Source organism: Clostridium sp. ZBS15, assembly GCF_023845705.1.
GTDB classification, from domain to species: Bacteria; Bacillota; Clostridia; order Clostridiales; family Clostridiaceae; genus Clostridium; species Clostridium aquiflavi.
In genome coordinates this window covers 57,022-71,616 of the sequence record NZ_JAMQHY010000042.1, presented here as the reverse complement: position 1 = coordinate 71,616, position 14,595 = coordinate 57,022, and the positions used below count along the sequence as shown (strand labels likewise).

Annotated in this window: 13 protein-coding genes and 1 riboswitch; of the genes, 1 reads left to right on the top strand and 12 read right to left on the bottom strand. The window is 29.0% G+C overall.

Translation table 11 applies throughout. The features are described from left to right. Positions 1–20 precede the first annotated feature (20 nt). Positions 21–120, bottom strand: a riboswitch (purine riboswitch). Between the two features lie 194 nt (positions 121–314). From NG904_RS13105 to NG904_RS13085, 6 genes are read right to left on the bottom strand one after another with little or no spacing between them, the layout of a single operon-like run. Continuing rightward, positions 315–1,400, bottom strand: a complete 1,086-nt coding sequence (locus tag NG904_RS13105) for an alpha/beta hydrolase (protein ID WP_252231910.1) — start codon at positions 1,398–1,400, stop codon at positions 315–317. 29 nt (positions 1,401–1,429) lie between these two features. Further along, on the bottom strand, positions 1,430–1,630 hold the full coding sequence (locus NG904_RS17655) for a hypothetical protein (RefSeq protein WP_502801464.1): 201 nt from the start codon (positions 1,628–1,630) through the stop codon (positions 1,430–1,432). Between the two features lie 19 nt (positions 1,631–1,649). Continuing rightward, the gene (locus NG904_RS17650; protein ID WP_502801463.1) at positions 1,650–1,844 is read right to left on the bottom strand and encodes a hypothetical protein; all 195 of its coding nucleotides are present in this window, start codon (positions 1,842–1,844) and stop codon (positions 1,650–1,652) included. A 20-nt stretch (positions 1,845–1,864) separates the two neighbouring features. Further along, a complete protein-coding gene (locus NG904_RS13095) occupies positions 1,865–2,716 on the bottom strand; it encodes a polysaccharide deacetylase family protein (protein WP_252231909.1) in 852 nt (283 codons plus the stop codon). Beyond that, a complete protein-coding gene (locus NG904_RS13090) occupies positions 2,716–3,870 on the bottom strand; it encodes an SGNH/GDSL hydrolase family protein (RefSeq protein WP_252231908.1) in 1,155 nt (384 codons plus the stop codon). Before NG904_RS13090 ends, NG904_RS13095 begins: the two co-directional genes overlap by 1 nt. 29 nt (positions 3,871–3,899) lie before the next feature. Beyond that, positions 3,900–5,798, bottom strand: a complete 1,899-nt coding sequence (locus NG904_RS13085; protein ID WP_252231907.1) for a PTS sucrose transporter subunit IIABC — start codon at positions 5,796–5,798, stop codon at positions 3,900–3,902. 270 nt (positions 5,799–6,068) lie between these two features. Here NG904_RS13085 and NG904_RS13080 point away from each other — a divergent pair, with 270 nt between their 5' ends. Then, positions 6,069–6,791, top strand: a complete 723-nt coding sequence (locus NG904_RS13080; RefSeq protein WP_252231906.1) for a UTRA domain-containing protein — start codon at positions 6,069–6,071, stop codon at positions 6,789–6,791. Between the two features lie 242 nt (positions 6,792–7,033). Here NG904_RS13080 and NG904_RS17315 read toward each other — a convergent pair whose 3' ends face one another. The 6 genes from NG904_RS17315 to NG904_RS13055 form a co-directional block, all read right to left on the bottom strand. Next, positions 7,034–7,162, bottom strand: a complete 129-nt coding sequence (locus NG904_RS17315) for a hypothetical protein (RefSeq protein ID WP_286674352.1) — start codon at positions 7,160–7,162, stop codon at positions 7,034–7,036. Positions 7,163–7,353: 191 nt separating this feature from the next. Continuing rightward, on the bottom strand, positions 7,354–10,713 hold the full coding sequence (locus NG904_RS13075; RefSeq protein WP_252231905.1) for a HEAT repeat domain-containing protein: 3,360 nt from the start codon (positions 10,711–10,713) through the stop codon (positions 7,354–7,356). 150 nt (positions 10,714–10,863) lie between these two features. Further along, positions 10,864–11,238 carry a DUF956 family protein gene (locus tag NG904_RS13070; protein ID WP_252231904.1) on the bottom strand — a complete coding sequence of 125 codons (375 nt, stop codon included), beginning with the start codon at positions 11,236–11,238 and terminating at the stop codon, positions 10,864–10,866. 212 nt (positions 11,239–11,450) lie between these two features. Continuing rightward, the gene (locus tag NG904_RS13065) at positions 11,451–12,362 is read right to left on the bottom strand and encodes a PTS system mannose/fructose/sorbose family transporter subunit IID (RefSeq protein ID WP_252231903.1); all 912 of its coding nucleotides are present in this window, start codon (positions 12,360–12,362) and stop codon (positions 11,451–11,453) included. A 19-nt stretch (positions 12,363–12,381) separates the two neighbouring features. Next, the gene (locus NG904_RS13060) at positions 12,382–13,191 is read right to left on the bottom strand and encodes a PTS mannose/fructose/sorbose transporter subunit IIC (RefSeq protein WP_252212755.1); all 810 of its coding nucleotides are present in this window, start codon (positions 13,189–13,191) and stop codon (positions 12,382–12,384) included. A 32-nt stretch (positions 13,192–13,223) separates the two neighbouring features. Further along, entirely contained in the window at positions 13,224–14,201 is a 978-nt protein-coding gene (locus tag NG904_RS13055; RefSeq protein ID WP_252231902.1) for a mannose/fructose/sorbose PTS transporter subunit IIA, read from the bottom strand. Between the last annotated feature and the right edge of the window lie 394 nt (positions 14,202–14,595).

The following is a 14,595-nucleotide window of genomic DNA, read 5'->3' as shown; positions in this document are numbered from 1 at the left end:
AATCCTGATTACAAAGAAAAGGATACGTCTTTTTTCTTTGTAATCAGGATTTTACGGTTCCTGGTAGATACCCTCAAACCATATTCTTGAGGTTATACAAATAATTTTTTCGTTAATTTTTAAATTATTATAACTTATAATAAATACATTGTCAATTAATAGAAATATATTCTGATGTAATTAACATTATACCTTGTTCTTTGGAACAATTTCAATGTCATTTTATTAACTAAATGATATTGCACCTACATATCATCTTTTTTATTCATAAATTTACTTTTTTAAATTGTGATGAAGATATACTTTAAATTTTTTTATATCATATTAATATCCTTAGCTATTTCATCAAAACAGTCTTCTGCTTGAGGATATAAACCGCATTTATCTATAAATGCATGATTTACACCATTGTACCTTATATTTTTTGCATCAACTCCAGCATCAATTAAATTCTTAACATATACTTCATCTTGAACTCTTAAAAAATCGTACTCTGCAGTTATAACTAATGTTTTAGGTAAATTAGAAAAATTATTTTCTAACAATGGTGAAATATATTTATATTCTGGATCTTCACCTTTCAAATACAATTTTTTTATCATAGTATTGTCCATTAATGCTGTAACTTTATCTTTTATTAGTTCAACATTACTTTGCATGTTATATTGAGAAATATTCCAATCATACTCTGTACCTTTATTATCTGTTAGGATTAATAAAGGGTAAATTAATGCCTGATACTTTATAATATTGCTCTTTTCATCTCTATCTCTCAATGAACATAATGCTGCAAGATTACCACCAGCACTATCACCTGATACACATATTTTTTCATTATCTATATTAAATTCTTTTGGATTATTATAGACATATTTAACAACATCAAAACAATCAATAAATCCTTTTGGATATGGATTTTCTGGTGCAAGTCTATAATCTACTGATATTACAACTGAATTTGCTTTATCTGAGATAGCTTTACATGGATTTTCTACTACATCCAATGTTCCTCCAATAAACGAACCTCCATGAAAAAATATTACACAAGGCATTTTTTCCACATTTGTTAATGGCAAATATACTCTAATGTCTATGTCTCCATTTTCACCAGTTACCGTTCGATATTCTGTGTTAATTTCTCTATTCGTTATATCTGTATTATAGCTTCCCATGCTTTTTCTTATTTCACTTATGTTATAACCATCAACTATATAGTTATCTTGTTTAGATTTAGTGTTATCTTTAGGTTGTATTGATGTTTTATATACCCTAGGATCTAATATTCCATCTTTATCCGAATCAGGTATTTCTTTGATAAGCACTTGTATTCCATTAGCTTTCTCTATTCTAATTTTGTTTTTTAAAATTTTTACCAAATTAAAGTAATAATTTTTTTCCATTTATTCTACCATTCCCTTTAGTTTGCATTTTATTGTAATTTTATATAAAAAACTACAGATTCATATGGTCTTAAGATTAATTCTTTAATATTATTTTCTGTGTCTTTATAGTTTGATATCAATATAAGTGATTTCCCTTCAAGCTTTAAGTTATCAGGTAAATTAAAGCTAACTTGTTTATAATAAAAATTATTTATAACTAAAAGTTTTTCATTATTATATGAACGCAAATATGCAAATATATTAGGATCATCTTCTAAGTGAATCCAGCGTTTTCTCTATCATTCCATTGCACTGGTGTACGTGAATTATCTCTTGATTTTGACTGAAGAATTTTAACTGTAAAAAGTCAAAATCCATTAAATTCCATTTATCACCATCTTTATAAGCAACTTTTAGATGGTGAAAATTAAATACCATAACATCAAATCTAAATCCTTTCACTCCTTTTTACAATACGATTTCTAATAACTATCTCTACATATAGACTTATTTTTTAATTCATCAAAAAAGACAGTTTCTCCACCCTTTATTTCATAAATATCTTTGTCAATACTTAACCAAACGCTATTGTAACTTGGGTTATAAACACCTTTTCCATCTGCAAAATACTGCATACAACTAATACACTGCATATAATCATAAATTTCTTTATTAGTGGCATACCAAATAGAGTCATGTCCCACAACTGTTTCTGCAAATTTTTCAATTAGTCCCCAGTTATTATCTCGTTCAAATTCATAACTATGACCCCAAACATATAGAAGCATCAATCGCTGATCATTTTCTTGTTTAAGAAATTTTTCTGTAAGTTCTAACAATTTATGATTATGATGGCAAGTTGGTTTCCATTCAAGAAAATCTTCTGGTAAACTAAATTCTTCGCTATTTCCTGTAATTCTAGCATAAGAAATATCACAAGCTTTTAAAATAATTTTGATATTATCATTAAACACACCATTAGGATAAGAGAAGCCTTTCACTGGAACTTTTACAAGTCTTTCTAAATTCACACGATCTTGTAATACTTCTTGAACACTCAAAGCTGATGAAATACGATTCATAGTTGGATGTGTACAAGTATGTCCAGCAACTTCATGTCCTTTATATAAAGTTTTTACTTCACTTGCTGATATATACGGATAACAATGACCTTCTTTACAATCAAAGTATTCTGAATTGAGGTGGAATGTTCCTTTTAAGCCAGTACTATTGCAAATTGAGATAAGCCTACGATCCATAATTTTACCATCATCATAACTTAATGTTACTGCTTTATATTTTCCACCTGGAAAGCATTCATAAACCCTACTCATTATTGTAACTCCTTTCTTATTATATTTAATATTTTCAAATATATTTTATCAGCTATTTCATCTCCACATTTTTCATTAAAATGAAGATGGTCATTACAATCATATATTTCATTTAAGCGTTCAGGATTAGATTTATCACAAACAATAGAATCTATATCAATAAAATACTCTTGACTTCTTATCCAGTTATTAACTGTTTCTCTAATATTCTCTCTCTTTTCATCCCATATTCCATCATAATTATAAAATGGAGCTAATGTTACAAAAATAGGAATACTATTGTTTTTAATTGCTATTTTTCCTAGTTTATTAAGTCCATCAATTAATTCTTGTTCAGTCACCATTTCTGATAATGAAGAAACATTTCCTGGATGTACTAATTCATTGATTCCTTCAGCAATAAGCACCATCTGTGGATTATATAATGAGTAAACATCTCTTTCAAATCGTTTTATGCCAGCCTCGCCAAATATGGCATTAAGCTTACAACTTGATGTTCCATCCCTAAGAACTCTATTTCCAGAAATACCTTCATTACAAATAACAATTTGATGATTATTTTTAAATAGCTTCATGAATAATGAATTCATCCAATATCCCTGATGAACAATGGAATCACCAAATACTGTTATAATATATGGCTTTTTATCAGTTAATACCTCAAGTGAACGAATACCAAAATACACGTAATTATTAAATGAAGATTTTACTGCATCACTTATTTCTTTTGGGTAAATACCTTTTAATTGTTTATCTTTTTCATATTTATAAAATTTAACATCTATCATTTTATTACTGTTTAAACCTACATATCCTGTTAAACATGTTCTATAAGGTATAGTCAATATAACTTCGATTATTTCTCCTGCATATAAAGAAATTGGTACTATGTCAGTATATTGTTCTTCATCTGGCAAAAGCAAAACTTGTGATTTACCATTTACAGTAATATTGCTTGTAATTCCATGTGATTTAACAATAATATTAGAAATACTTAAAGGTTCCTTACCATTTTTATTTGATAATATTATTCTAAAAGCTCTACCTATTAAATTATTTTTTAACTTTATAATCTGAACTAACGGATCTAAATTTGAAGGTAATGGAGCATAGTTTTGCACATGATAACTCCATGTTGGATACCATTCTTCCATTTGAAAAACCTCCTTTCTAAATTACCTAACTAATCTAAGTGAATTAATTTTTCTCCTCTTGCCACTGCTTTTTCTTTTGTAATATCTATCTTTTTAAATTCATTTGAATTTGTAATAACCATCATAGTTGTCATATCATATGCTTGTTTTTTCATATCTTCAAGATTAAAGTCTAATAAATGTTGACCTGCTTTTACTTTATCTCCAACAGAAACTTTTGCTTCAAAACCTTTACCATTTAAATTTACAGTATCAATTCCAACATGAATTAAAATTTCAATTCCATTCTCATCTGTAATGCCAATAGCGTGTAGTGTAGGGAAAAGTACACTAATTGTTCCTTCAATAGGAGAATCTATAATTCCTTCCTCTGGGATAATAGCAATTCCTTTGCCTAAAGACTCTGAAGAAAATGTTGGATCATTAACTTTTGATAATTCAATGCATTCTCCTGTAACAGGGCTTAAAATATCATGTTGTTTCTTTTTAAGTTTTTTATCTTTTTCTACTTCAGTAACCTTATTGTTCTTCATTTTACCAATTATATATGTAGATGCAAAAGCTAAAACAAAGGCAAATGCCATACAAAGATAATGTTTTAACCAAAATTGAGCTGGAATAATAGTAAAAGCTAATGGTCCACTAGGTCCTAATGAAATAGCATATATTTTGAATATCATTATTAAAGCTCCAGCTATACCTGAACTTATTATAGAACATACGAATGGAAATTTAGCTGGAATTGTTACACCAAACATTGATGGTTCAGTTACACCTAATAAAGCTGTAGTACTAGCAGATATTGCTATACTCTTTTTATTTTTACTTTTAGAAAGGAAAGCCATAGCTAATACAGCACCAGCTTCCGCTACACATGTTATTGTAATAATAGAAAGCATGAAGCTTTGTTGAGTAGCTGCAATAAGTTGTATATTTACAGCAATCAAGGCATGATGCATACCAGTAACAACCAACGGTTCCCATAATAATCCAAATAAGAAACCTGAAAAAATAGGTGCAAAATTAAATAATTCCATAATTCCATCAGTAATCCATGTTGCAACTTGATTCATTGCTGGTCCAATACATAAAAATGTTAAAAAAGATGTTATAAAAATTGCTATTGGAGCAACTAAAATTAAATGAAGTACATCTGGTAAATATTCTTTTAGTTTTTTCTCAATAAATGATAATAAGTAAGATGCAACAAATACAGGAAGAACTGAATTTTGATATCCCAGTTTAAGAATATTAATTCCAAAAACATTCCAATATTGTGGTTCAATAGCTCCAGAAATAACAGAAGACATTTGTGAACCTGGGATTAAATCTGAATTAATTAAAACTAATCCAAGAAAAACTCCAAGCATTGGACTTCCACCAAAACGTTTTGTAGCAGACCATGCTACTAAAACAGGAATATATGTAAATGCAGTATTTGCTATCATACTAATCATATCTGAAAATCCTGCTATGACAGGATACATTTGTACAAGTGATTCACTACCGAATATACCAGATGCAGTTAAAATATTGCTAATACCCATTAAAAGACCTGCACCTACAATAGCAGGAAGAATAGGATAAAAAACATCTGAGAATATTTTTAATGCTTTTTGAAAAGGATTCATTTTTTCATCTTCAATTTTTTTCAATTCATCCCTATTCGCTTCTTTAGCACCTGTTTCTTCTAATACAACATCAAAAACTTTATCTACAATCCCAGGACCAATAATAACCTGATATTGTCCTTTTGTAGAAAAACACCCTTTAACAAGTTCATTTTCTTTTAGTTTGGCTTCGTTTACTTTTGACTCATCTTTCAATACAAATCGTAAACGAGTGACACAATGCGTAAGCAAAGATATATTATCTTTACCACCAACATTATGTATTATGTCTGTTATGTTGCTTTTTTTTATATTCATAAGTTTCCTCCATTTCCGAATCCGTTACAATCATTTCAGAAAACGAATTCATAAATTATAAATACATTATATACTTGTTTAAACATGTATGTCAATAAAAATAATCAACTAATGAAATTTAAAGTTTTTAGTATTTAATTAGCATTAAATCAGCGTTTTATTTGTCAAACCTATCATTATATGTTTAAACATCTTTACAAATAAGCCTATTCTTGTAAAGTATAAAAATTTATTGTACAATTATTGTAATAAGAAATGGAGTGAATCATAGTGCCAAAAGAAAAATTTTTAAGTCTATATGAAGTGCTGAAAAATAATATTTGTAAAAATAAATATCCAGATGGAATGTTACCTCCTGAAAACCAATTAGTAAACGAATTTAAATGCAGTCGTAACACAATACGTAGATCAATTGCACGTTTAAATGATGAAGGATATGTACAAAGTTTAAAAGGAAAAGGTGTCGTAATTTTAGAGCCACTAGAACTTAAAAGAGAATGTTTTCAGCTTGATTTTAAAAGTTTTGCTTGGGTTTCTTCCTTAGTGATGAATAACAAAGCTAATTTGACAACAAGCGTCTTATCATTTGAAAAGTCAATTATTGATGAAAATTCAAAAAAAATTACTGGGTTTCAAGTTGGTGTTGAAGTATATCACCTTGTGCGAATCCGATATTTAGATAATGAACCACTATTATTAGATATTAATTACTTTAGATCAGATATTGTATCTGATTTAACCGTTTCAATTGCTCAAAATTCTATATATGATTATATAAAAAATGTACTTAACAAAAAAATACTTGCTGCACGCCGTACTATCGCAATAAAAAAAGCAACAAAGCAAGATAAGGCTCTAATCAATCTAAAAGATCACGACTGCGTTGGAATATTATATAATAATGCTTATGTTGAAGATGGCAGAATCTTTGAATATACAGAATCTCATTTTGTTCCTGATCGTTTTGTTTTTTCTCAGTTTGTGCAAAACTAATATATTTAGCCTTACACTAGTAATATTTATATATACCATTACAATAATTTCAAATAACAATCCAAACTAAAAATTTGCTTATAAAAAATGTATACCTATGAAATCAAGGCATACGTTTCAGGTTTTAGACAAAAAACATTTTCTCAAAAACTGAGAAAATGCTTTTTGTCATTTCAATTAAATTTTTATATTTAAAACTCCAATATCCAGATGCTATTTCAAGAAAAATTTTTATATTTCTTTTACTCCATATCGTCGTAGTAACATAATATGATTAAATTGTAAAGATTAAGAATTCTATATATAGTTCTTCTCTCTTTTATGGACTCTTCTTTTTCTTTAATATCTATTTTTTCTTCCATAACTTCCATTTTTATTATTCCTCCAACAATATTTTACTTAAAATAATTACTGCTTATAACTTCAGTTGCTTCTTTTCTATTTTTGAGCAAAAAAAAACACATTGAATGTAACTTCAATGTGGTCTTTAAACACTACTACTTTTTTTTAATCAAATAGCCTTCTTCTCATCAACTTTTTCTTGATTTCTTTCTTAAATAAATTATTCAATAGAAGTCCAAATATGTAATGCCTTTGAACAAATTTCAATATTTTTGTGATTTCTAAAAGTTCTTAACTTTTCGCAGCAATCTTCTCTCCACACTAAATCATTTCCTGCTGTTTCTAAAAGTGAAAGTGATATATACATCGCTTCAGTTATATCTTGTAAAATTATCTCATCTATTGATTTCATTAAATTTTCTGGATTATAATATCCCTTTAAGTTTTGTAATACTTTCGAAATTTCATTATATGAAAACTCCATAATATATGGTCTTTCTTTAAGTATTTGTGCAATATTATTTATATATTGTATAGTTTTTATTGAATTATCAAAATCTATACATGCTGTATAAAGTTTAATAATCATCTTTTTCAATGTTTCATCAGATTTTATAACTTCAATTATTTCTTCAAATAAAGGTATTAGCTTTTGTCTTGTCATTTTATTTAAAGATACAATTTTATTTACAAGAAAATTTAATCTTTGTATATGAGGCATATCTCTTTGAGATTTCCCATTAATGTCTTCTGTTATCCTTACATTAACCATAAATCTAACAGTATCTATTATATACTTATTTATATTGCCATCTACAACTACGCATATTAATAAATCCAAGGCCGACTTCCACTTGCCTGAATCATTTAAATCAGTCATCACTTTATAAACAGAATTAGCAATGCTGTTCTCATCTATATTTATCCAATTTTTCATTGTAATAATAGCTTCTTTAGAAACTTCATTGTCATCTAAATCTGCAATTTTTAGTATTAATTTTAAATACCTATTTCTATATTTCTTTTGAAGATGATTTGAATATTGACTTAATAAGCTTTTAATAACATCCCCTTCCTTACATTCAATAAGTCTATCTAAAATTTCCCATGCAAATTCATAATCTAAATACTTTCTAGCAACATGTCCTATTGCTATCTGTACATCTTTGTGTACATTTTCTTTTTTAGCTTCATTTAATAACAATTTAATGTTTTCTTCACTTCTATACTCTCCCAACAATCTTATAACTTCTTTTCTCACAGTTATTTTTAAATGTTCTCTTTGGAAAAGTTCATCAATAACTCTAGTAAAAGATTCATGATTCATATTTCTTATACATCTTGGTATAGAATACATGGCTGTTCTTGCTTTATCTCCATCTAAATTATCTAATAAAACTTTAATAGCTTTTTCAGGTTCTTCTGTAGTTGATAATGCATGTAAAGCTGATTCTGAAATAAGAACTTCACTGCTTTTTACAAGACCATCAAAACATCTTAAATCAATATCTGGCATTTTAGCTAATGCATGTATAGCCTGATGACGTTCATAATAACTATATTGTGATCCATTAGCTATTATTTTAAGTAATTTGCTGAAAGTCTGCTGCTGGCGTGGAAGATATTTATTAAATTTATCTACTGCTGGTAAAAGATAAATTGTCTCTCCACTTAAGAACTTACCCTTAATCACATTGCCTTCAATATATGGATCTAACCATTCTTGTCGTCTTGTATGAAGATGCAAAAAAACTTCGTTTATACATATAAATGATTTATCCATCTCTAATAATTCTTTAACTCTTTTATCTCTTGTCTTTTTATATGCTAGGTAATTTTTTGCAGCCTCTTTAGAATAGTTCTCATATTTTGACATTACTACTTCCTTCAATAATTCCTGAAGCTTTTCTATCTTATATCCTCGTTTTCCTAATAAATTAGCCATTTTAATTATGCAACTGTAATTTTCTCTTTTATTTAAGTCCTTCAATAAAGGATAAAATTCTTCAAAAATTATTTTTTCCATTCCCTTTTCTATATCATCTAATTTAAATAAAAAAAGTATTGAGTTTCTTTTAGATAAACTAGTTAATGTATTTAATGCAAACTTGAATATTTTACTATTATTTTTGTCTGTATTATGTTTTAAAATCTTAAAGGCTAATTTTCCCAAGTAATTCAAAGTATCATAAGACGTATCTCTAGCTTCAATAACACTATTAAAAATAACTTCTAGAAGTTTTACATCTTTATCGTCATACAATGATGTCTGACAGTTAGAAAGCTCTTCCAAAACAGCTTTTCTTACTGGGTCTTGATCATTTTTAATACGAGATAAATAAGTCAAAGTTTCAGAAACTTCTCTCCTGCTCAATGCAGTACTTTTTATGATTAATTTAAGTGCCAAACTACGTTCTTCTGCATTTGAAGCTTTAGCTTCTTTTTCCAAAATGCCCCTACTAAACTCAATATCACAATAAGCTAAAGTATTGATATATCTGTTTTTATTATTAAGAACTTCTTTAATATTTAGCATATTTTTAGCTATTTTATCACGGAGTTTACTAGGCAGTTCTTTTAATATTGCTCTATGAAAAACTTTCTTATTAACTTCATCCTCATCATATACACCATAAAAAAAATCTTCACGATTTGAAGGTGGAATATTGTGAAGTATCTTTATAATATGATTAACTTTATTTTTAAGAATCTTACCTATTTCTATCCACTGATTTATAGTAAAGTTGACTTTTCTGCTAAAAATACATCTTGGAGCACCATACAAGAGAAGCTCTTTTCTACATTCTTCTGATAAAAGTATACTGTGTACTTTAGAAGGATTTTTTCTAACAAGAATTCCAAACTGCTTAGATAAAATAGAATAAATTTTATCTCTTGGTGGAAAATTCATTGCACAATCTAATATAAATTCCCCATTAGACAAAACTAAGACTTCTACTGCATCAAAAAATGTATTCCAAACATATACCCTTTCCCTATCTTTTGCATCTTCTAAAGATTTCTTGAAATACTTTATAAATACTTTTTCATGGTAAACTGCTATTCTATTCCAATGATCAATTGCATACCCAATTTCATCAATATATTTTTCAACAGTTTCATCAGAGCATATTGCAAATATCCTCTTTGCCTCTCCTGCCCCATATTTTGAATACACAATAGGAAATAATCTTTCAGCTACATCCCTGCGATTTACATAGTAAATAGTGTTTAATAACTTCTTACGGCATTCGCAAGATAAATTTCTCATTTCTTTTTCAATTTCATCTACTGATCCATGTTTAGCTAAAAGTTTAGCTGCTTTTATTCTTATGCTATTTTTGTGGTGACTTAAAGCTTTTTTAATAATTTCACAATTCCTGATAACATCTGCACCAACTAGAGCCAAGTTAGCTTCATATTCCCCACCTTCTAATAAAGAATACAATAACTTTATACATTTATCTTTATCCATATCACGTGCTAATAATGCAACTTTTTGTACTCTCTCAGAATATCCTAATGAGTCTAATTCTTTAATCAAACTCTTTTTCTTATTTATAATGTTACTAAAAAACATATATAACTCCTTAACTTTTATTCATATATTTACATTATCGCTTATATATGGATAAACTTAAGTTAGTGACTCTTATAGCATAGTTATTAACCTTTTAACACTTCTACTGTATCATAACTAACTCTTACAGATTATAACTTCTTTAGTTGATCAACTCTTCTTAAACATGGATTTAGCTGCTCGTTTCACAACATCAAAAAAACTTAAAGAATTAACCATATGATCTGGATCAACATAATTTCGAACAGTACGAAGCACTTTTTTTGCTTCTTTAGAAGCAAAGGTATAAGTACCATTTTTTTTCGTTTGGATTGCATATCGCGGAATCCATTTTCCTTTAAACAATACAGATGCAATGACATAGTCAACTTCTTCCCAAGGAATTTGAATATATTTGTGAGGATCACGAGAATTATAGAACTCAAAGCCTTTGTCGCCTATCATTATTTTTCCATAATCTGCAAGCCCAGTAAAAGCTGTTGCATCAATCGCTAGATCCACTTTTGTATTCAGTGATTGAACCATCTAATCTACCTCTTTTCTACTTAATACATACATTTATTTTTATTATATATTTTGTATATGTTTCTATCAATTGTTGAAAAATTTATTAAAAATAATACTTATTTAACCAATTTATTTTATTAGTATTATAAAAATTATTTTTTTGAATGTGCCTCAACTACTTTATATGTTAACAAAAGCCCAGGCTAAAAGCCTAGGCTAAGCAAAAAATATTACATTAAACCAATCAAATGGAATACAACACCAATTACGAATAATCCAAGAATTATAACAATTGGAGATACTTTCTTCTTAAGCAACCACATACAAATAAATGTAATTATTAATCCTGCAAGCCCAGGAATTAATGAATCTAAGTTATTTTGTAATGTTGTAACTTTTTCAGGTGTTAATGACATACCTGCGCCTTGTTGCATTAAAGCTGTTTTTATACCTTCTGCTCCTTGTGGAAGAGCACTCCAATCAATAAATGCACCCTTACTTAACTTAACTGATGATACTACTGGTGCAAATTTAACAGATACCCATCTATTAACTAATGATCCCAAAATGAACATACCTAGTATAGATGCCCCTTTTGTAACATCTTGTAACAAACTACCTGATAAATCATCACTAATACGAGATCCTGCTTTATAACCAAATTCTTGTGTATACCACATGAATGCCATACGAATGATATTCCAAGCAACGAAGAATATTATTGGTCCAAGTATATTACCACTCATAGCAAGAGTAGCACCTAATGCTCCTAAAATTGGTCTAACAGTAAACCAAAAAACTGGGTCTCCGATACCTGCTAAAGGTCCCATCATACCAACTTTAACACCTTGAATAGTTGCATCATCTACAGGTGCACCATTTGCACGTTCTTCTTCTAAAGCTAATGTTACTCCAAGAACTGGTGAAGCTACATATGGGTGAGTGTTGAAGAATTCCAAATGACGTTTTAATGCCTCTGATTGTTCCTCTTTAGTCTTATATAATCTCTTGATTGCTGGAATCATTGCATATGCCCAACCACCGTTTTGCATTCTTTCATAGTTCCAAGAACCTTGAAGGAAAAATGAACGGAACCAAACAGAAATACGATCTCTTTTTGTTAATTTTAATTGTTTTGACATTTTCGTTTCCTCTCCCTTCTTAGTATCTATCAATGATATCCCCTAAAGGATCACCAGTATTTGAACTTCCACCATTACCTGCTCCACCTTGTTTGCTAAGTGCTAAGTAAATAAGAGCTAAAGCTACACCTATTGCTCCAAGTCCGATAAGTGTAATTTCTGAAATAGTTGCTAATACAAAACCAATTGCAAAGAATGGCCAAACTTCTTTTGTAGCCATCATATTAATTACCATTGCGTAACCAACAGCTACAACCATTCCACCACCAATTGCTAAACCATCTGTTAACCAAGCTGGCATAGCTGCAAGTAACCCTGATATTGGACCAGCACCAATTATTAAAATTAATGCTGCTGGAATTGCAATACGTACACCCTGCATACAAATAGCAACAATTTGCCACATTTCAATAGCCCTTATATTTCCTTCCTTAGCTGCTGCATCCATAAAATGTACGAACGCTGTAGCAATTGTACGACAAATAATTGTTAATAATAATCCTGCAACTGCTAAAGGAACAGCAATAGCGATTGCCGCAGTAATTCCTTCTTTACCAGTTTGACCTCCAAGAACTAAAATGATTGCTGATGCAACAGATGCTAATGCTGCATCTGGTGCTACTGCTGCACCTATATTTGCCCAACCTAAGGCCATCATTTGAAGAGTACCACCTAAGATTAAGCATGGTAATAAATTACCTGTAACCAATCCAATTAATGTACATGCAACTAATGGTTGATGGAACTGGAATTCATCCAATATACCTTCTACACCAGCTAGAAATGCTATAATAATGACTAATACAATTTGAAGTATATTTAAAGTCATGATTACTAATCCTCCTTTTATTAATAATTAAATTATTTTTGTTTTTTTAATTCTTCTTGTGCTCTTTTAAGTATTTCATCCATATTTCCTTTTGAATCATTTGGTACTTTACGAACATCAAAATTAAGTCCAGCTTGTTTTAACTTATTGAATGTATCAATATCTTTTTGATTAAAAGCAAGTACTTTATTTGGTTGAACCTTACCTATAGAATGAGCCATAGAACCAACATTTATTGTCTTTAATGGCACTCCACCTTCTACCACTCTAAGTACATCTTCTGGATTTTCAAAAAGAAGTAATGCGCGTTGACCACCAAAATGTTGATCATCTTTTGCAAGTTTAATCATATGATCAACTGGAACAACATGTGCTTTAACTCCTGGTGGAGCAGCTTGTTGTATTAATTTCTTACGAAGTTCATCTTTAGCTACTGCATCTGAAACTACAATAATTCTTGTAGGTTGAACAGTTTTTGTCCAAGCAGTCGCTACTTGACCATGAAGTAAACGAGAATCAATACGAGCTAAAACATATTCGAATGATCCTGGTTTACCTGCATTAGATTGTTTTGCTGAATCTTCAATAGCCTTACCAGTATCTTCTGGTTCTAATTCTTCTGGCTTAACCTTAATACCTTCTTTAGCTGATGTTAAGATATAAGATGCAATTTCTTGTGCAGATTCCATAGAAAGACGTGCACCATAAGCTTCAATCAGCATTGGTAAATTTAAACCAGCTACTATTGCCCATTTATCTTTGTGTTCTTCAAATAAACCATTTGCTTGATTGAATGGTGTACCACCCCAAAGATCAACTAAGAATAAGACTTCATCTTGATTGTCAAAGGATGCAATTGCATCTTTCATTTTTGCTTTAAGATCATCAGGTCCTTCACTAGGCATCAACGTAACAGCTTTTACGTTTTCTTGTTCTCCAAAAATCATTTTACCAGATTGCATGATGCCTTTAGCAAATTCTCCGTGACTAGCAAGAATAATTCCTACCATTTTTATACCTCCTATTTTTTATTTGTTACAAAACAAAAAAGACATAAGCATTTGGAAATAAAATAAAGAAATATATGTTCAGATTTGGTCACATTATTTGTACACTAAATTAAATCATAAAAAAATCATAATACCTAAAAAAACTGTACAAAACATATGATACAACAAACAATATTACATTTACTCTATTGCATTTTTTATTTCCCTACGCTTATGCCTGATCGAATCAGTAACACGCTAAATATTTATATTTTATTGTAATCTACTTAAGAACTCTTACTAAATATTCTTTTTGACTACGTTTACATGATAGCACTTTTTTTCTTATTATGCAATATATTATTAAATTTTTTTTAAATTTATCTTAATAATAATTACTTTAATTACAAAATAG

What these genes read in the sequence shown, in the direction of transcription:
- NG904_RS13105 (WP_252231910.1), bottom strand. Translation starts at nt 1,400, where the DNA reads ATGGAAAAAAATTATTACTTTAATTTGGTAAAAATTTTAAAAAACAAA.
- NG904_RS13095 (WP_252231909.1), bottom strand. Translation starts at nt 2,716, where the DNA reads ATGAGTAGGGTTTATGAATGCTTTCCAGGTGGAAAATATAAAGCAGTA.
- NG904_RS13090 (WP_252231908.1), bottom strand. Translation starts at nt 3,870, where the DNA reads ATGGAAGAATGGTATCCAACATGGAGTTATCATGTGCAAAACTATGCT.
- NG904_RS13085 (WP_252231907.1), bottom strand. Translation starts at nt 5,798, where the DNA reads ATGAATATAAAAAAAAGCAACATAACAGACATAATACATAATGTTGGT.
- NG904_RS17315 (WP_286674352.1), bottom strand. Translation starts at nt 7,162, where the DNA reads ATGGAAGTTATGGAAGAAAAAATAGATATTAAAGAAAAAGAAGAGTCC.
- NG904_RS13075 (WP_252231905.1), bottom strand. Translation starts at nt 10,713, where the DNA reads ATGTTTTTTAGTAACATTATAAATAAGAAAAAGAGTTTGATTAAAGAA.
- NG904_RS13070 (WP_252231904.1), bottom strand. Translation starts at nt 11,238, where the DNA reads ATGGTTCAATCACTGAATACAAAAGTGGATCTAGCGATTGATGCAACA.
- NG904_RS13065 (WP_252231903.1), bottom strand. Translation starts at nt 12,362, where the DNA reads ATGTCAAAACAATTAAAATTAACAAAAAGAGATCGTATTTCTGTTTGG.
- NG904_RS13060 (WP_252212755.1), bottom strand. Translation starts at nt 13,191, where the DNA reads ATGACTTTAAATATACTTCAAATTGTATTAGTCATTATTATAGCATTT.
- NG904_RS13055 (WP_252231902.1), bottom strand. Translation starts at nt 14,201, where the DNA reads ATGGTAGGAATTATTCTTGCTAGTCACGGAGAATTTGCTAAAGGCATC.